This window comes from Leptospira barantonii, from assembly GCF_002811925.1.
GTDB lineage: Bacteria > Spirochaetota > Leptospiria > Leptospirales > Leptospiraceae > Leptospira > Leptospira barantonii.
The window spans coordinates 61,469-80,248 of record NZ_NPDS01000003.1 but is presented as its reverse complement, the minus strand read 5'-3'; the positions used below and the strand labels follow the sequence as shown (position 1 = coordinate 80,248).

General features: G+C 33.9%; 18 protein-coding genes and 1 pseudogene. 10 read left to right on the top strand and 9 right to left on the bottom strand.

Annotation, left to right across the window (positions count from 1 at the left end; genetic code table 11):
• The 5 genes from CH367_RS08960 to CH367_RS20720 all read left to right on the top strand — a co-directional run bounded on the left by CH367_RS08960 (nucleotide 1) and on the right by CH367_RS20720 (nucleotide 4,220).
• On the top strand, nucleotides 1-621 hold the full coding sequence (locus tag CH367_RS08960) for a hypothetical protein (RefSeq protein ID WP_100762167.1): 621 nt from the start codon (nucleotides 1-3) through the stop codon (nucleotides 619-621).
• 137 nt (nucleotides 622-758) lie between these two features.
• On the top strand, nucleotides 759-1,604 hold the full coding sequence (locus CH367_RS08955; RefSeq protein ID WP_125226111.1) for a hypothetical protein: 846 nt from the start codon (nucleotides 759-761) through the stop codon (nucleotides 1,602-1,604).
• A gap of 54 nt (nucleotides 1,605-1,658) precedes the next feature.
• Nucleotides 1,659-2,753 carry an SIR2 family protein gene (locus CH367_RS08950; RefSeq protein ID WP_100762165.1) on the top strand — a complete coding sequence of 365 codons (1,095 nt, stop codon included), beginning with the start codon at nucleotides 1,659-1,661 and terminating at the stop codon, nucleotides 2,751-2,753.
• Nucleotides 2,754-3,000: 247 nt separating this feature from the next.
• Nucleotides 3,001-3,375, top strand: coding sequence for a hypothetical protein (locus CH367_RS08940; RefSeq protein ID WP_100762163.1), 375 nt, complete (start codon nucleotides 3,001-3,003; stop codon nucleotides 3,373-3,375).
• Nucleotides 3,376-3,500: 125 nt separating this feature from the next.
• Nucleotides 3,501-4,220, top strand: a complete 720-nt coding sequence (locus tag CH367_RS20720; protein WP_125226110.1) for a hypothetical protein — start codon at nucleotides 3,501-3,503, stop codon at nucleotides 4,218-4,220.
• A 403-nt stretch (nucleotides 4,221-4,623) separates the two neighbouring features.
• Here the strand turns inward: CH367_RS20720 and CH367_RS08925 are convergent, their stop codons facing one another.
• Entirely contained in the window at nucleotides 4,624-4,872 is a 249-nt protein-coding gene (locus CH367_RS08925; protein WP_425268819.1) for a helix-turn-helix domain-containing protein, read from the bottom strand.
• 186 nt (nucleotides 4,873-5,058) lie between these two features.
• On the opposite strand from CH367_RS08925, the gene CH367_RS08920 reads away from it, so the two are divergent.
• Nucleotides 5,059-6,249: a hypothetical protein gene (locus CH367_RS08920; RefSeq protein ID WP_125226109.1), complete on the top strand. Its 1,191-nt coding sequence runs from the start codon at nucleotides 5,059-5,061 to the stop codon at nucleotides 6,247-6,249.
• Between the two features lie 51 nt (nucleotides 6,250-6,300).
• On the opposite strand, the gene CH367_RS08915 is transcribed toward CH367_RS08920, so the two are convergent.
• Together CH367_RS08915 and CH367_RS08910 are read right to left on the bottom strand one after the other, a co-directional pair.
• On the bottom strand, nucleotides 6,301-6,639 hold the full coding sequence (locus CH367_RS08915; protein ID WP_100762159.1) for a hypothetical protein: 339 nt from the start codon (nucleotides 6,637-6,639) through the stop codon (nucleotides 6,301-6,303).
• Between the two features lie 65 nt (nucleotides 6,640-6,704).
• On the bottom strand, nucleotides 6,705-8,348 hold the full coding sequence (locus CH367_RS08910) for a hypothetical protein (RefSeq protein WP_100762158.1): 1,644 nt from the start codon (nucleotides 8,346-8,348) through the stop codon (nucleotides 6,705-6,707).
• 496 nt (nucleotides 8,349-8,844) lie between these two features.
• Here CH367_RS08910 and CH367_RS08905 point away from each other — a divergent pair, with 496 nt between their 5' ends.
• Nucleotides 8,845-9,216: a hypothetical protein gene (locus tag CH367_RS08905; RefSeq protein WP_244284529.1), complete on the top strand. Its 372-nt coding sequence runs from the start codon at nucleotides 8,845-8,847 to the stop codon at nucleotides 9,214-9,216.
• Between the two features lie 34 nt (nucleotides 9,217-9,250).
• Here CH367_RS08905 and CH367_RS08900 read toward each other — a convergent pair whose 3' ends face one another.
• The gene (locus CH367_RS08900; protein WP_100762157.1) at nucleotides 9,251-10,123 is read right to left on the bottom strand and encodes a tyrosine-type recombinase/integrase; all 873 of its coding nucleotides are present in this window, start codon (nucleotides 10,121-10,123) and stop codon (nucleotides 9,251-9,253) included.
• 707 nt (nucleotides 10,124-10,830) lie between these two features.
• Between CH367_RS08900 and CH367_RS08895 the strand changes: the two genes are divergently transcribed.
• Nucleotides 10,831-11,934, top strand: coding sequence for a DNA cytosine methyltransferase (locus tag CH367_RS08895; RefSeq protein ID WP_100762156.1), 1,104 nt, complete (start codon nucleotides 10,831-10,833; stop codon nucleotides 11,932-11,934).
• 2 nt (nucleotides 11,935-11,936) lie between these two features.
• Here the strand turns inward: CH367_RS08895 and CH367_RS08890 are convergent, their stop codons facing one another.
• Together CH367_RS08890 and CH367_RS08885 are read right to left on the bottom strand one after the other, a co-directional pair.
• Nucleotides 11,937-12,953, bottom strand: a complete 1,017-nt coding sequence (locus CH367_RS08890; protein WP_100762155.1) for an O-methyltransferase — start codon at nucleotides 12,951-12,953, stop codon at nucleotides 11,937-11,939.
• Nucleotides 12,950-14,389 carry an ATP-binding protein gene (locus tag CH367_RS08885; RefSeq protein WP_100762154.1) on the bottom strand — a complete coding sequence of 480 codons (1,440 nt, stop codon included), beginning with the start codon at nucleotides 14,387-14,389 and terminating at the stop codon, nucleotides 12,950-12,952. Before CH367_RS08885 ends, CH367_RS08890 begins: the two co-directional genes overlap by 4 nt.
• Before the next feature lie 260 nt (nucleotides 14,390-14,649).
• Between CH367_RS08885 and CH367_RS08880 the strand changes: the two genes are divergently transcribed.
• The gene (locus CH367_RS08880; protein WP_100762153.1) at nucleotides 14,650-15,060 is read left to right on the top strand and encodes a very short patch repair endonuclease; all 411 of its coding nucleotides are present in this window, start codon (nucleotides 14,650-14,652) and stop codon (nucleotides 15,058-15,060) included.
• 474 nt (nucleotides 15,061-15,534) lie between these two features.
• Here CH367_RS08880 and CH367_RS20990 read toward each other — a convergent pair.
• Nucleotides 15,535-15,749: pseudogene (locus CH367_RS20990) on the bottom strand (IS481 family transposase); the annotation flags it as partial.
• Between the two features lie 160 nt (nucleotides 15,750-15,909).
• On the opposite strand from CH367_RS20990, the gene CH367_RS08870 reads away from it, so the two are divergent.
• Nucleotides 15,910-16,770 (top strand): DUF5677 domain-containing protein, encoded by an 861-nt coding sequence (locus tag CH367_RS08870; RefSeq protein ID WP_100762152.1) that lies wholly within the window; start codon nucleotides 15,910-15,912, stop codon nucleotides 16,768-16,770.
• Nucleotides 16,771-16,803: 33 nt separating this feature from the next.
• On the opposite strand, the gene CH367_RS08865 is transcribed toward CH367_RS08870, so the two are convergent.
• Both CH367_RS08865 and CH367_RS08860 read right to left on the bottom strand, forming a co-directional pair.
• Nucleotides 16,804-17,400, bottom strand: a complete 597-nt coding sequence (locus CH367_RS08865; RefSeq protein ID WP_100762151.1) for a tetratricopeptide repeat protein — start codon at nucleotides 17,398-17,400, stop codon at nucleotides 16,804-16,806.
• A 2-nt stretch (nucleotides 17,401-17,402) separates the two neighbouring features.
• Nucleotides 17,403-18,764, bottom strand: a complete 1,362-nt coding sequence (locus tag CH367_RS08860) for a Kelch repeat-containing protein (RefSeq protein WP_100762150.1) — start codon at nucleotides 18,762-18,764, stop codon at nucleotides 17,403-17,405.
• Between the last annotated feature and the right edge of the window lie 16 nt (nucleotides 18,765-18,780).

The window sequence follows — 18,780 nt, the reverse complement described above, 5'->3', positions numbered from 1 at the left end:
ATGAGTATGGAAGTTGATTTTCCTAAGCATTCAATTCGAGACATCACCGATCGAATTCGAATTCGGTATTATCAGAGAATTAAATGGTCTTGGTATAGAAATCGTAAACATGAAAAAAAGAGAACTTGGTATCAATGTCTTTGCAGAAACAAAACGAAATTACTTCAGGTATCTTTAAAAGAGAGAGTTGTAAGTGATGTCGATCCTTGGAAGGGTTACCTCAGATTACAAAAAACAAAACTTAAATTCAGCTACGATTTATATACTTCATGGCAAGAAACTGAGATTCGGCTTTTGAATAAGATGAATCAAAGGAGTTTTATTAAACACAAAGGCGGGTTATGGGTTCATGCTTCTCGGATGCAAGTGCAGAAGATCAATGGAAGAAAAAGCCAAAGGGAGATATCATCATTCAAATCAGAAAAATATAGAATTAAAAAGCAAATCGATAAACTCAAGAATCTATATCGAAGAAAACCGTTGGATCAGGATGCTTTGAATTGGAGTAAAGCATTGATTTCATCCAAGGTAAAGTTTAATCATCGTTATAATAAAAATTGGGGTGAGGCCTGTGACGTTTTAGTAAGTAAGATGAATCGAAGGATCGAAAGAAAAATTTGATTAAAGATTGATTGAAAATATGGAAAGTCAAAAATCAATAAATAGGCTTCATGGATCGCGAAATCTTAAATACAATATATTTGCTGGAGTCTCAACTTCGAGATTACGTTAATTCTCCACGGAAACAAAATATGCTTATGATGGATAAAGAAATCTGGAACGCAATCTGCGTTTCAATGGACCTGATCGGGGATACAACGAATGCTATAGAGGAATATTTAAAACTTGATTCTTCAAGCATCAAATATTTGGCCATTTATGGAATTTTGCAAGCTTTGTATTTACAACAAGATGCTCTTCAATACATATACGAAACTTTGAATCTACCATTTACTTTGTCACCACGCCTTAGAGAGATGAGAAAAATTCGGAATAAGGTAGCTGGGCATCCAGTCAATGCGTGGAAAAAGAAATTTCAGTCCTTTCATTTTATTTCACAGATGGAGTCTTCTGCTCGTTTTGTTCAGTTGTTGTCAATCGACGCGAAGACAAATGATTTAGAATTTGAAAAGATTGATATCCATCAATCCATTCAAACGCAACTTGAGGAATTAGCGATTGGTTTACAGACAATTATTTCGGAACTGAATAAGGAAAATGAAAAGCATAAGAAGGAATTTAAAGACGTGAAGATTAAGACAATAATTGATAATATTATGCCATATGAACTTGGTAAAATCTATGAAAGCGCGCTCGGTGGAGATTATCCAGCGAGTATGGTTCTGTATTCACTTGGAAAAATCCGAACGACCTTACAAGCATTCACTGAAGAGTTAAAGAAACGAAATTTATTAGGTAATCTATCAGGTGTGGATTATTTGCTTACTCTTTTTGACCATCCGATTGCTGTGCTTGAGGAACATTATCAAGGTGCTAAAATTGTTCCTTCTGAAGATCGTTTCATATATTTCTTTTTTGTTGAAAAACATTTAAAGGAATTGGGAGAGATGGCAATGCAGATTGATGAAGAATATACTTCGTGACTAATATATTTCAAATTCAGATATAAGTTTTTTACTTTGGAAAATTAGTAATAAATGAATCAGATATTTAATAATAACAATGTGTATGTATTGGGTGCAGGCTTCTCTAAGGATGCGAATATGCCTTTAACAAAGGACTTTCTAATTCGAATGAGAGAAGCAGCGGAATGGTTAGAAACGAATGAAGATTCGCGATCAATCAAACATATTAGAGATGTTTTTGATTTTAGGCTGAAGGCTTCGGGAGCGGCTTATCGAGTAAATATAAATATTGAAGATATAGAACAGCTTTTTTCATTAGCAGCGGCAAAAGAAATATACTCCTTTAATGAAGCTATTGTTGAAAGTATTGCCGCTACTCTAAATTACTGTGAAAAAACCGGCGATCGTAAAAATATTGACCTAACTATAAGTAAAGAGTTTGCGAATAAGATACCAAAAGCAAATTTAAAAACCAATAATCTATCCGATACATATTCTTCTGATAGTTATGATTTCTATATAGGCAACATGCTCGGCTTATTTAAAAAGAATAACGTCGTTACCAATAATACTTTTATATCGTTTAATTACGATACTGTGTTAGAGAATAGCATTTGGAATTTAGGGCATAAAGTTAGTTATGGGATAAAAGGAATTGATGCACCGTCTGAATTGCATGATTCGGACAGTGGAATAAAAGTTTTAAAATTACATGGATCGATAAATTGGAAATTGAAGCCTAATTCAAGTGGACTATTTATTCAAGCATTTCGAAATTATGATGATTCATCTAAGTCAAAGGGAGATAGAATCCTTTTACCTCCTACGTGGCAAAAAACATTTTCTGGGCATTTACAGTATGTCTGGAATAATGCCATTTCTGCTATTTCAACTGCTACTCGGCTGATCATTATTGGCTTTTCAATACCGGAGACCGATATCCATTTTAAATATCTTCTTTCCGCTGGATTACAGGATAATATTTCGCTTAGAGAAATATTGTTTGTTAATCCTATGGAAGAGGATGAATTCACTGACAAAGCTAAAAAAATATTCCATAGTTCATTTTTGGAAACGGGAATCGTTCGCCATGTAAAGTCGACGGCCTCTGAATATTTAAAACAATATAATCATCTGGATAGAATAAACAGAAGGCCCGATTTATAAAATTTTTCGTTTAATTTTATATGAAAGCCTTAAATTATATTTATGAAAATTTAATACAGTTAACTGTTGAATACATAACGCAATATATGGTCGATTATTTCGGAATCGATATATCCGATTCAATGACCACAATATTTGTTTGCGGTACTTTGATATTATTTCTAATGATAACGTGGATCTTTTTTTATGGAGACGTACTTGAACTATCTAATGTGAAATGGAGCGATTCAAAAAAGGATAAATACTGATGGACTGGGAACCAATTACAATCGATGAGCTTTTCCAGAGAATTCGTGCCTCTGAGGAAAAATTACGTTCTGAACTTTCAAGATTTTGGAATCTTATTCAAATTTGTCCAACCAAATGGCAAGAGCAATCTTATGGTGAGGTAGGGGGAGGATTCTGGGCCGTTGGCATTATTGGAGAGTATGTAATTTGGTTTAACGACATTGAGGATGGGTTTAATATTTCTCGTTATAGAGAATATGGACGAATACATGAATACTGGTGTAATCAAGACGAGCTTCATGTGTCAGTCGAGAGGTTGTATAGTCTAATTCGGTATGGTGGTAATCTTACTGGCCAAGCAGGTCCGCCGGAAAGTTTAGAGTTTGAAGATTAATTCAATCGCTAATTTGCGTCGTAAAATTAGATGTTTCTACCACTCTTTAGTAATAATATAGGCGATGGTAGAATTGAAAATTACCTTCACTCTAATTGGGCGATTAAAGTTGTATTGTTGAGTGAATGAAATCAAATAAATTTATACTATATTCTATAATACTCTCAAGCTTAGTATTTCTATTCGTTTCTGGAACGGCAATTTTTCTTAAGTTTTCCGAAGATCGTGACCCAGAAATTCCGGATTCTGTAAGAAATGAAATTCGCAAAAGTGCTGAGAAGTTTCAAATTCCATCATCGCGTATTCAGTCGGTTGAAAGACGAATTCACACTGTATTTCAAGGAAAGGCAAGTTCTCCTAAAAATGAAGTAGATACTTTCAAAATCGTTGACGATCGATACATTTTGAAAGAAGGGCAAGGTGGAGAAAAAGAGCTTAGTCTATTAGGCTTTTTTCAATTATGGCAACGTTTGGATCTTCAATACGGAGGATTAACTATGCGAGTGCTGGAGGAAGTTATTCTTCCCAATTTAGACACTTTGGAAAAACCTAACGTAATCTTTTCTTTCAAGGAAAAATATCGAACTGAATTCAAATCGACGGATTCCTATACCGAATACTTAACTACTTGTAGAACCGGAAGTATCATTCAAGCAAGTAAGGTTCACAAGGATATCTCTGGTATTGCGATTCTGATTACCTGTAAAACTCAATTAGCAGGAACACCTGGAAGTAAAAGTCGTGGATATTACTTTCCACGTCTCGGGTGGTATTTTGCTACGAACTTCGAAAATGATTTTTACAAAGGTCATTATGAAATTCTTTCCGTTAAGCTTATTCAATAAAAAGCCTGAGCCTTATTTAAATTAGAGACCTGAGAAAACAATGCGTAAGTTTCTATCAAATTCGATCCCTCTAAAGGAATGTCCGAACTGTAATCATCGATATGGATTAGATTCCATTAAAAGGTTCGATGGCACAGAACGTTCAAGGTATTTTCGAATTATTTGTAAAAGCTGTAATCTATCCACTAATGAATTCCGTATTATAGAAGAAGCTAAATTGGAATGGAACAAATAAAACTTTCGATCGAAAGTCAAGGAGCTTGTTATAATGATCTTAATTTGCGATCTGCTAATTATATCGATTCAAAAATAGGTCATTTCAATTAGTAGAATTGGTAATTGCTTCTTTAAAGTTAAACGATTATTTTATATAAAGATGCAAATATTCGCATTGGATACGAACCTATATATCGAGTAAATCTTTCGGTTTCACTTTAAATCTTTTAGCTATTTTTAAAATTGTATTGATCGTAGTATTTGCTCGACCGGATTCGATCTCTTGAATAGTCCGAAAATGGACGGAAATTTCTGTTCCGTCGTCCATATCTTCCTGAGTAATTTCTCTTACTTTTCGTAAAGATTGAATTTTGTTTCCTAATTTTTTTCGAAATTCGTCACTTTCTATAGAAAATTCTTTTTTGCTCACCCACATTATTATGTGTGATGTTTAAATTGTCACCTACAGTCTATAATGTGGGTACTATGAATTAATTTAAAAGCACACTACAATGTGGGTAATGTTTGACTCTCCGGAGGCACACACTACAATGTGGGTAATGTTTGACTCTCCGGAGGCACACACTACAATGTGGTATATATTTTGCTTTTAGAGGTGAAAATGAAAATTAAGAGAGCTATTTTAGTTTTGATTCAGTGTTTACTATTTTCCATAGGTTGTAGTGGCTATCAAAACATAGCTGAAATAAAATTTAAAACAAATATGGAACTTGAAGCAACCTACTACGTAGTTGGAAAGCCGGACGAAGATAAATTAAAAGTAAATGCGAATTATTATAGATTCGAAAAAACCAAAAATATACGCGAATTGAATTCAATAACGATTTATGAGGATGGGAGAATATTCGGGATACATACTATAGTGCTGGGTAGAGAAAATTCTTTTAGCTCTTTATGTTTTATTAAAGATGCTGAGAACATTAAGACTGGAGAGGAGCTAACGTTATCACTCGATTGTAGATTTAATGGAATTGGTGATAAAGTTCAGTATAAGTTAAATATTAAAAAGGGCCTGAACGTTGTAGAAAACGAATACAAAAATCAATTTAAAAATATGGAGGATATTTACTTATTTTCTGGAGTAGGTATTACTTCGATTATTTTAACGAGAAATCCTGATAACCTATTTAAAGCCGGGAGCGAGTTAACCAATCTAGGGAAAATTGATCTCTATAAGTATTCCGTCGATTCAATTTACAATTTATCCGAAGAAGGAAATTTTAGAACGCTTTTGAACGCATATTTAACTAATAAGGATCTTAAATCTAAAGTTATGAATGAAATTGAAATTGATGGCAATGAATTTGAAATTAATGATAAAGCTAAGGAGTATGAGGATATTAGGAAAAAAGAATTTGTCTATCTTGAAAATGTCGGTCTTTCATTGGGTAAATATGATTTCAATAAACAGGGATATAACCTTTCAATAATTTTTGATAGTTCCGTGGGCGGTTATTTTGGACAAGCTCCATTTGAGTATAAAGGGATATATTCGGATGTAATATTTTTTCAAATTGCGGAGTCCGAAGCGAAGAATTTAAAGCTTAACGAATTTACTTACGTTGGTTTATTCAAACCTAAATTAGTTATCGAAAAAGAAAAGTATGTTCATTGCAATTCGAAAGGCATCACCATTATTACGAGTAAAGAATTTATGGATATGGCGAGTAATGTGGACCCGACAATAATTTGCAGAGAGAAGGTCGGATCATTTGCAAAGGTTAAACTAAATTTAGTTAAGTTCAAACTTCTAAATAAGAATAACGAAGTGATATTGGAAAAAGGTAAATAGAGTAAGCCCGATGGATCTCCCCTGGAAGAATCTCCAGGGGAATTATATATATTAACTCGCTTTTCTTTTCTTCTGATGGAAATTAAAGTCTTGTTGGTAATATTCGACTTTCTTCTCTAACGGATTAGAATTTTTCTTCTTCACGCTGTTTAGAGCATAGTCCTCATATACTTGATTATAGGAGGTTTTATTCAAAGAATAATTTTTATTCGGATCGGATACGATAATCCCTAAACCTTTTAAGGTTGATAAACATTTAATAAGAACTCTTCTGAAGTCGTTTATCTCAGTAAAATAGGAATAAATATCAGTACGATTTAGAGTTCCGTATTTTCTAAGTAAGTCGATTATTAAGAATCCGCGAATGCCTATTCCCGCAGTGTAAGCCAAATTTTGATGTCCATCTTGTGGAAAAAAGCGGGGTTTGGTGATGAGCTGTAAATTTTTAAGTTTAGTTAGATCGCATACTGTGATCCCTTTCGGATAAAGAAATTTTCCTTTTCATCCTTTTCCCACGATACATTATCTATAAAACCTGCAGCTTCGAATATTAGAAGGTATTTTCTCAATGTTTTAAAGTTTAAGCGACCTAATGAAATTAGAGTTAATTCTTTGAGAGGAAGGGTAATTGTAAAGTTGTTGGTAACGGAAGCCCAATTGTATAAAGTTTCTAAAGCAACTCTTGCTTTATCGGAATTTAAACCTTTATAAACACTAAAATCTATTTTTCTAATTAAACAAATCGATTGGAGAATCTTAATCCAGGATTTATCTTTCTTATTTAAGCTCTCTGGAAAATTCGACAAGGCAGTTGCTACTTGCAAGGCTTGGTTGAGAAAACTTGGATCTTCAATACAGCGAGAAGATTGGGGGAATGATTTATAAACTAAATACTTAATAAAAATATCTTCAAAATTACGAATTTTAAGGTTAGTTATGAAAGCCATTTCAACCTCAGATCTCTCGCCGGGTTTTGAGTTAATAACATTTTCTAATAATATTTTTGGATAAAGGTCATAGTTTCGATCTTTATAACTTTCCGCTACTTTTTGTTTATATAAGATATTATATATATACTCAGTCTCCGGAGTTTTTAAGTAAGCTTCTTTGATTAGATTTTCTTTCTCCCTGTTGAACCATTCCTCTATGCATTGCCTTTCTTGTACAGAATTCTTCGAGAAGATATCCGTATTTCCGGCGGTGAATTGAGTCTTTATATTTGAAAGATTCTTAGATACTTTGCTAATCGCTTTGCTTGAATTGGTTATCTGTAACTTCTCAATTTCATCTATGTTCTTTATGATTTCTAACAGCTTAGTATCTAATAATTCGTAATTAGATTTCAAAGTCTTCGATTTTTGGTTTTTGGATTTTGATCTCTTCGGTTTAAATATATATTCTAGGATCGGCTTTAATATACCATCGATATTGATGAGAGGGACATTTTTGGTAATCTTGTAATAACGATCTTTTGGAGGAGCATCTTTCTTTTTGACATTCTTCATTAAAATACCGGGTCCGTGGATCATTCCATTAGGAATAAAATCGATCTTAATTCTTCTTGCCCTTTTTAATTTATTTTCATCGTCTGCCTTTATTTCAAAATATTCAATGAAAGTTTGCAGTTGCTCTTCAGTTAGAAAATCCGCCGGGTCGATCGCGGTAACGATTCTCTCAAATATAGTCTTATTCGGAATTCTCATATAATAATGTTTTCCACAAGAAGGTGTAGTAACTGTAAATGTCTTATTGAATACTTCCTTTTCGAGTATCTCCCAATAAGTTCTAAATACTCGGTTAGACTTACAGAGGAATTTCAATTTCTCCAATGTGACTTGATAATCATCGAAATCTATTACAGTTATATCTGAATATTTAGGATTGAGATAGAATGAATAATTAAAATCTTCCTTCTTGTTTTTAGGATATTGGCTTTTAAGTCTCTCTTGAATGATCTTAGTATTCTTAATATTGTCATTATTTTCAAGATCGAATATGTCTATATAAGCCACTGCTTGTGAGAAAGATTTCCCTTTAAAGTCTTTGATCGAAGGTGTCAGAATTACTTCATGTTCTTCTATATGCTTAGTGTTTATCATTGGATGTTATCCTATATTTCTTAATTACTTAGAGTTTTATATTGTTAAAAAAAGTGTATTTTTTATTAGTTATATGTTATTAGAAAAAATTACACCTTTTCACAGTTTCGAATATATTAGTAAAACCATTTAAGTAATTATGAATGTTGGATAAATTATCCATTTCATCATTGATAATTTTTACGATATTTCGAATAAAGCTTTAACTATAGAATAGAGTACGCCTAAAGTAGTGAAAAGTTAGCGTAGAAAATTTAGGAGAAAGGAATATAGAGGAAAAATTGAATAGAGTTACTCTATTTTTTATGAATCAGTTTAATCTATTTAAACTGTTAACGTAAATTGGAAGTAATAAGCGATTTATCTTTTTAATTCCAATCTCGTAGATGTTTAGAACCATCGAATTCAGGTAGAGTGTAGAATTTACTAGTTGTGATTGGTGAATACTATCACTACACAAATCTTTTCCACTGTCGATGAAAAAATGAGAATCAGGATGGCTGTTGATATAATGAGTTATTTAAACTTCATGCTTTTGGGTTCGATTATTTTAAACCTTTTACTTCTATATTTTAGTTTTAAATTTTATTTAAAATTACGAGAGATTCAGCGGAAGGCTAATTTAGAATCAGAGCAAAGCGAGAATGAATTTAGTATCGATATCAAATATGTCGATAATTCATTTACTCTTTTCGGGGATGGGAAAGAATATTATGCTTCTATTCCCAGCTCCATGACTATTGATCAAATATTTGCAAGGGGTAGAAAGCGAGACACGGCCAATCGGATTTTGGTAGCAGAGACTTATGAGAGGAATAAATTAGCTAACAAAATAAAGAATGATCGAGCTAAACGAAAAAAAGGTTAATATTCGAAATATTCCAGTGGAAAGCATCTGGAATTTATTTAATAAAAACTTTTTCTAAAGTTTTTGGATTTAATTTCGCATGCAGATAGTATTTCGCAGTGGTGCTAATATCCTCATGTGAAAGTCTTTCTGCTATTGCTGGAATCGTTACTCCAGCTAAGAGTAGACTGCTGGCGTGAGAATGACGGCAGCCATGAACTGAGAATGGTTTTCCTAATATTCTTTTAGAGTATTTATTTATTTCCTGCCATAAGAATTGCCTAGAATAATACCCGTTAATTGATCTCAAATTCTTAAATAGAAACTCTTTAGGACTTATGAATCCGTTATGAAAGGTTTTTAGTACTTCTTGATAAAGTCTAACGGGAAACGCGTTTTGAATAGTTATTTCTTTCCCGCGCTTTCGAATAATCGTGATGGCTAAGGAATCATTTGAGACCGAACAGTCTTTAATCCTAATCCGTGTAAGTTCTGATACGCGAAATCCAGAATTATAAAAAGCCTTTATCATCAAAGATAACTTTTTAGGAGTATTTTTGCATAATAGCGAGACTTCTTTTTTGGTTAAGACTGCTGATTGTTTAACAGAATATTTCGTAGAGTCCACTTTCATTTCTTTAAAAGTAGAATCTAACAAACTTAGAAAGACGAGACTATTGGCTTTTCCAGGTAGGGAAGTTTTTATTCCTTTTTTAAGAGCCGACTTTGCAGCTCGGACGGTGGCTGCTCGAACACCTTTACTTTTTAAATAATTTAGATAGATTTGGATTCTTTCTGGAGTAATCGACTGCCCTTGGTTCCAAACGTTGAACTGTTTAATTTGTAGGTAATAAGAGTTGCGAGTATTTACGTTCGGTAAGTTAGGATTTCGAAGATTAGTAAGACGATTTTCTTGCGTAAGATCCATTTCGATAATATACCGAGGAGGGCACTTTGGTCAAGATACATTTTAGTAATAGTTAATCATTTACATAGGGATAGTATTCTTGATAGTCATTTTAAAACCAATGGCTTCTTTCAGATTATTTTAAAAAGAATTATTTAACCTAATAAGAAACTGATGAGTATGAAAACACAGTAATAGAAAATTAAGGTATGTTTCGGGAATTTTCAAAGGAATTCGGGAAAGGAATGAAATTCTAACCCAAAATCAAAAAAAATCATAATGATCGGGTGATTTCGTTTGATGGTGATAAGCTCCTCTAAAGATAGATCCCGAATGGAATGCAGGAAAGAGCACTCAATCGATCACGAGAGGCAGACTTTTCAATACAAAAGTTCCAATTACTGCTTTTCAAATTTTCGATAAGAGTCCGTTCCATACTTTGATGAAAACAGTATTAAAGTTTAAACGGTTTTTGCCGATAATGGTCGTAAGCATTGAAGAATAAAGACTCAATATTTTTCAAATTGTTTATCCCATAAAAAGAGATACGTTGAGTGTCTCTTACTTCGCATTCGAAAGGAAAACTATAATGCACAGCTTTTCTTTGTTTCGAAAAAGCAAGTGTAACTAAAAATCTTAAGGAAGATTTTTAGTTACTTAAAGATTCCCTTATGGATCGATAATCTTTGCTTGCCTGTAGGTATCTTGATACGGATTAATGTTTTAAAATGGCTAAAATTATAGATCTATTTTGTGGTGTTGGTGGATTAAGTCTGGGGGCAACCAGGGCAGGATTTGAATTATTGTATGGGATGGATAAGGATGAAATAGCCCTTGAAACACATAGAAAGAATTTTCCAAATGCAAAACATATTTTAACTGACATCAACTTACTTTCACCGAATGAGTTTGCTGATAGATACGTGAATCGTAATGTTGCCGGAATTATTGGCGGTCCTCCTTGCCAAGGATTTAGTGTGATGGGTAAAAGAGACGTTGCGGATCCTAGGAATAATTTACTTACTCAATTCATGAAATATGTCCGTGCAGCTCGTCCATTATTTTTTATGTTCGAAAATGTTCCTGGATTAATGCATCCTAGATATAATCATATTATAAAAAAAAGTTTTGATATAGTTAGTAATGAATATAATATTATTGGCCCTGTCTTATTAAATGCTAAGGAATTTGGTGTTCCGACGGATAGAATGCGAATATTTTGTGTTGGTTTTTTAAAAGGAAAGTCGAGAAAAATCAATGAAAATTTAGTATTGGCTCCTCCTAGAGGTCAAAAGCCGATATCTGTTAGCCAAGCTTTTAAGGGACTTCCGATAAAAATTAACAATGCCAACGATCAAATGGAGGATTGGAAAATAATTAAGAAAAACCTTAATGAGCCATATTCAAAATTTATTTATAGTAAAATACCTGCAAACGTTGGTGATGCAGAATCCTTAAAGAGATTCAAATTAAAGAATGAGGTTTCGGGTTTTATTGGGACTGCTCATTCAGAAGAAGTTATTAAAAGATGGTCTAAAATAAAAGCTGGACAAAGAGATTCTGTTTCAGGATGTAAAAGATTAGATCCAAAAGGCCAGAGTCCAACAATACGTGCTGGAACCGGTCCGGATAAAGGAAGTTTTCAAGCGGTTCGTCCACTTCATCCAAGTGAGAATAGAGTGATTACTCCTCGTGAAGCAGCACGTCTTCAAGGATTTCCTGATTGGTTTTTATTTCACTCAACTAAATGGCATAGTTTTCGCCATATTGGGAATAGCGTTAGTCCAATAGTAGCTGAAGAGATTTTATCGAGAATTATTAAGGTTATTTGATTTTAAAGTGTTATTCTAGTAAAGTGAGGGTAGTACCTGTATAACTTAATGTAGTCTTTTATTATGCTTTCGTGTTTGCTTTCTTCCTCATCTAGATCAAAAGGTATTTTTTTGATTAGAGATTCGAATTTACGGACGGGTATTTCTTTATCTAACCAAAGCTTTTCTTTTATAGTTAGTCCCGGTGCATTAAGCTCTACTATTTTATTCCAATCATTCGAATAGAATTCCCACGAATCTATCGCTGTTTCTTGAAGAAATTCCGATACATTCTCGGAAGGGATTATAATGCCCGTGAGTGTAAGCATTTTATGAAGGGAATCTTTGTAAATAAAGCTTGATAATGGTAAAAAAAGACGATCTGAATTTCCTTCAAAGGCTTTCTGAGTTGCGATTCGTAAAGCGTCTAACAAAACTTTTGGGTATTCTTCGTCATTCATTTTGGCACTTTCGGTAGTAGAAGGAAGATGATCTCTAAGTCTATTTTTTAGCTTTTCTAATCTTCTATTTCTTAGTATTTCAAGTTTTTCTTTTCCAGTCCTTATAATTTCCTCCTCGGAAATATCTTTAGCTTCTCCGAGACAATTAATATTTGCATTCAAGGTAATTTTGACTACATCGAAATCGGCTAGTTTAGAAAGAAGAGTCCGCAATTCATTTATTTGCGGACCTATGAGTTTTGGGTCAGCAAAGTCCAACCAAGTAATTGTCGATTTATTTGTCGAAAGACGATTAATAAAATCTATAGATTTTAATTTTTTGCAAATAATAGTACGAACTGGTTTATTAAACAATTGTCTTTTATATACAGATTCACTTTCTTCTAAAGAAATTAGATATTTATTCCCAAAAGTCTGATGTATTATTTTAAAATCTTCTAATGAATTACCTCCAAAACCAATGTATGCGTATTCTCTGATTGGTTTTTTCTTATCAACATATCTTAGTAACTCCATAAAAAGATGCCTATCAATCGATTTATTTGGTCGTATATGATAGGGTATAAATCCTCCACTCATTTTTTTTTGGACCCCTTTAAGACAAAATCAAAAGCTGCTTCTCCCACTGTGGCCGGTTTTTCGTCTTTAATATCAAAAAGGATATTTGAAACTTTTTCTATATCTTTAATTTTTTTTGTAAAACGGATAACTTTAAATTCTGCGCTATCTCTTTCCGGCTCTGGCAGTTTTGGAATAAATCTTTTTCCATCATATTTATTTCCACTAGATTTATCTTTGGTCCAATTTGTGTTTTTCTGCTTCGATAGTTTGCTTAAAATATCTTTTGGAGAATAGTTTTGGTTCGGCCGATGTTTTTTTTCTTCTGAGATATTTAATTTCCACTTATTAGTGTATTGAGTGAAGGTTCGTATGCCTTCGCGCATAAACTTTTTTGTATATAAATATAAATCAGAGCCTAAATCAATACCTCGTTTGGTCGTTGTTAGTGGAAGTAAAGATGCATCATCGCTTGAATATTGTACGATACCGGCTATAGCAATAAATTGATTGTGAAAATTTGGGACTGTTTCTTCGCCCCAGCCTGTAAGTCTAGTTTTATCGCTTTCTAAAACAACTCGATCATTACATAAAATTGTTATTCCGGCCTGCTCGGCCGAGTGACGTCCTTCTTGATCATCTTCTATTTCTTCAGCACTTGGCATAGGCCGATAAAAGCCAATAACTATATCAATGGTAACTTTTCCAGATTTGCCTTGATAATAATATGGTTGGAAAGTTTGATTATTATTTGAATCGCTATCAAAGTTGGCGATAAATTGTATACTTTTGGGTTTTACATCGTAGCTGTTTACTAAGATTTTAAAACCTTTTTCAAGTATAAGGCTATAATGACTAGAAATCCTTTGTATAAGTTCACTATAAAAATTGAGATTGGAATTTGCGAATTTTAAAGCGATTTCCGGCCTTATATGTTTCATCTTTATTGTTGTGCCGATTTCGCTTTGATTTTTTGAATTATGTTTTAATTCAAGCTCCCATTCGTTATCGTTTTCCATCCATTCTTTCGGAATGGAAACTTCAAAATTTTCGTTTTCAGTTGCAGAAATCACTGTGGCTTCAGAACAAATTTTAAATATAGCCCTCTTCATTCCTATGCCGTAGATGCCAATTGTATGAGAAGAGTTATTGTTAGAATTATTAGGTCTTCCTAATTTAAATGCTACTTCTTTGGCTATAGATAATGATATCCCACCACAATTGTCTTTAATCGTAAATGAAGACTTGTCAAAGATGATTTCTGCAAAATAGCCTTTGTAAGGCTCAGGGGTATTGGATAGATTATTCTTTCCAATTTTTCTGATTGCACCGTCGAGACAATTATCAATCAGGTCTAGAATAGCGTCTTCGAGTTCGATATCTCTGGTTAACATCTCGACGAAGAATCTTTTTGTTGGGGAGGCTTGGACCTTGTCGGGTTCAGGTTTATTTGTCATATTAAATCCATGATTGTCTTAAGAATAGCCTAACGGCTCGATATAATGCCACGACAACTACACTGATTTGTTATATTTTAAATCGCTTATCAAGGTCAATGAATTTTCGAATTTTAGTGCATTGTTAAATACTTTGAAACATAATTAAAGTAAGGACGATAATTCGCAGCTGAAATAATAGACAGTTTGATGTGCAAATAATATAAGAAAATTGAAATTCGAGTTATTAATTTTTTAATTTGAGTATTGAGTAATATGAAATGGATGTAGTTTCAGTTGACCGGCGATCTTGGATCATGTCGCAGATAAAAAGTAAAGGTAATTCTTCCACTGAATTATCTCTAATTAAGCTCTTTCGAATACATAAGCTCAAAGGTTGGAGAAGAAATATTTTAGTAATCGGAAAGCCCGATTTCGTTTTTCCTAATCATAAAGTTGCTGTATTCGCCGATGGTTGTTTTTGGCACGGGCATAACTGTAGGAATTTAAAACCTAAGTCAAATATTTCTTTCTGGGAAGAAAAAATTGAAAATAATAAGAACCGAGATAAAAAGATAAATAAAAAATTACGAGAAAGCGGATGGTCTGTTTTTAGAATTTGGGAATGTAATATTAAGAATGGAAAAATTTCGAAGAGATTGATTGATATGATACATTCAAAATCTTTATAATAATGAGTTTGAAATAAGTTTGTATACTTTAATTATATGCGAAGAGTATTTATTAACGAATAGTGAATGTTCCTTTGTTACGGAAAGTCTATATAATCCGTTTATTTACATATCTCCCATTATGTAAACAACCTTAGTCTACCTTCCCCTGTCAGAATATTGCGTACGTAATAGTATTTACCTGACCGTTCCTTTTGAAATAAATTGACTAATCTTCTGAGCTTGGTTCCTCGTTGGCTTCAATTTTGATTCCAGTGGTAAAAATTTGAAAAGGAGTTCTTCAGTTCAGCTTCTTCTTTAGTGAGCGCCTTTGTAATTGTATTCTTCAAATAAGATTTTTAAGTCGATCGGCATTTCCTCAATCGACTAGTAAAATTTAGTTCGACCTGCGATTCTGAAATACTCATAGAGTAAAGTTCGATGAAGTCGTTCGACCTATCCGTTACTCTGAGGTCGTCGGTTTTGTGTTCGATTAACTCTATTAGGAAGAAGTTCGTTGGTTCCTGGATTCGATCTAAGAGCCCCTCTGCTTCGTAGGTCGGAACGTTTCTTCGGATCTCGAAGAATGGCTGATGGGAATATCACATAATCTTGCAGGCTTTACTTACACTTTCTAATTCGTTAGCAAGCTCTAACAAATTTAGCTTTCTTCTTTTTGCTTTTTCTACCGCATTGGTGTTGGTGAGCATCGGGTTTCTGTGGAGTTTGAATAATTTGTGGTAAAATCTTTTTACTTTCAGAAGAAATCGGAGCTGCCGGTTTTACCGAGCTGTCAGGTGAATGCTATCACTACGCAGTCAGTTTACACTTTGTAGTAAGTTTTAATTTTAGGAGCTTTAGGTTGTGCTAATGGATTCAATAAATGATAAAATTAATCAAGTTCGTGAAACATATTTATCGCACGGACGTGATTTTCCGGTTTTGGAACAAATACATTCAGATATAATTAGAATGCATAATGAGATGCGAGCTAATAGAAAAATTTTTCTTAGAAAAGGAATTTTGGAACCAGTGGCAATATATTTAATTAATGCAATTTGTGAGTTTGATACTCAAATCATAAATTCTCTCAAGAATCGTCATTATAGTTCGGCTGAAGCTATGTCTCGCATATCCATTGAACACTCGGTGAATCTTCAGTATATTTTGAATACAAAGACAAATGATCGTGTTATTTCTTTGATGAAGCATTATATACTTGGGGCTAAAACAAAGGCAACAAAATGGAAGAACGATGCGCTTCGCCTTGATTTAAAGGAAGCAATTCCTCATGCAGAAGGTAAGATATCTCTATTTAACAATTATATAGATAGTAATCCGCATATAGTGTCTGATAAAGTTGCTGAATGGCCGGATGCAAAATCTCGATTCAGGGATATTGGACAAGAATATCATTACCACATTGTTTATGCATCAGCCTCTGATTCAGTTCATACGTTATCAGAAGATATATTTAATTTAATTACTTTAAATAGTTACCCAAAAGAGATTCAAGAAAAGGTTTTTGAAAATATATACTACCAAAGAATGTCTTTTGCACATTATTTATCTATTTACTCTTTGCTATACTGTTGTGGTTCGTTTGTGTCATTTTTAGAATATTTGAAGAATACGGATTTTCATAGCCGAATTGAAAAGTTTGTAAAAGTACTAAATCAAATTCTAGAAAAACACGAAAAGGATGACGTTCAAATTAAGGAGCCAATATGATATTATTGTAGAAGATCCTTGAATTTTGGAAGACTAGTTTTGATTTCTTTTGGAAATTAACTTTAACAAAATAAAACACTGAAGCAGAATCGACATTGATATCAAATTCAAGGTTAGGTAGAAAGAGTTTGATTTCTCTTGCAAAAGATGAATTTCATTTTTGATTTGTTTTAAAGATTTATTCATCTCTTGAAAGGGAATATTTATGCTTCCATTCTCACTCGATGTGGAGCCAAATCCGGAATAACGAGTCTTAAGAATTGGAGAAGAGGAGACATGATCCACAAGTTTCTTGTCTTTTAACTCCATATATCTGGCTCGAAGAGAAGGGTTGTTCGGCCAATTGGAGAAAGCTTTTTCGTAGTAAGAAAATGCAGTTTTAAATTTACGTTCCTTGTATTTCTGATCAGCTACTTTGATCCAAACTTCTGTTTGATAGAGTTGAAGGGTGACATCGTTCGGATTGATTTTTATCCACTCATCCAAAAGAGCTTGGGCTTCCTCCACTCGATTAGAATCAACGAAATCTTTAATTTGTTGATAAGAAGTATTTTCGTCCGTGCTTTGTTGCGGATAGGTAGAAGCAGAGAAGATAATTGAAAGCAAGATTAGACTTAGAACATTTTTCATCTTTATCTACTCAAAATAATCGCTTTATGGCCGTATCGAGCTACCGGCAGTGTAACTGTCTCTGTTCTCCACGGAGTCGTTGTCGGGTTTCCTAGATCCATAGAATAAACTTTATCCTGCGGAACATTCGTAAGATTGGCTCCACCAAACAGAAACGCTCTCCTAAGCTCGTAGGAGACTTCCATTGCGGGATAGTAAAGTGCGGTTGGTAGAATTCCACCTGCTGTATAATTGGAGGTGGTCGCTAAGCTATAATCAAAGGTATTGGAAGACGTAACTGAAGTAGGGGGTTGGAATACATCAGCTGTTGTCGATCCTCCAGCAATTAGGATGGCGGCTGGATCAGCAGGGTAGGTGTCCTTTGGATTCGGACGATAACAAGCCATCGCGGCTCCATACTTTGCTTGGCTGATAGTCGCTTCAACAAGGGAAGTGGTAGTATTTCCACTTGGAATATAGGCGTCTGAAGTATTAAATGGAAGGCCGTCCGTGTTTCGTCTTCCACCAGAGAAAAATAAAGTATCGTGAATTGCACAACCCGGCATATCTACTCTTTGAAATATCGCACTGTTAGAAACATACTTTAACCAAGTTCCATTGGTTCCTAAGGAAGGAGTGAACTTATACACCGTGTTTGCAAGTGTTCCTGTTGTCATGTCTACGGAGGTTGTCCCTGATATAATATAGATATCGTTTCCAGATGAGAAAGCGATTCCGCCCTGATGAGTGTCAGGCATAGAAGTCATTGTTTTCCAAACATTATTAAAGGGATCGTATTCGTTGACGGTATTGACTGCTGTGAAAGTTACTCCTGATTTTACTAAACCACCCATAACGTAGATCTTATTCTGATGAGAAACGATGTTGGAGTAAGCTCTTGGAGTAGGGACACTTGTTATTGATGGAATCCACTGGTTTGTTACGGGATCATATAAATCTACCTGAGCGATTGGAGATATTCCTGCTCCGAGACCACCTACGATCCAAATACCTCGTGTTTTCTGTGGTTGATCACTTACAAGAGTTTGGAAAGTGAGCATTAAAGGATTCGGAGGGGATTGTAAGTCTCCACAAAAGGCTGAATAGAAATAATTGGTCTGAGTTTCAAGGTTATTGATTACTACTATATGATCTTTCGAGTTCGTAATACTTGGCATGATTCCTTCGATACTTCCTTTGCCGTAAGCGACTGCGGCTGATGACTCTGCCTTACACTTAAAGATGAAAGTAGCACTTGTGGCTCCAGGAATTACGAGAGGAAAGCCATCGAGTTTATGTGTATCCAAATTGGAACCGTCAATGAGAGGTGATTGCCCACAGTTAATAAAGAAAAATAATAGTAAGAGAATAACAGTATATTTCATTCGATAATTCCGAAAG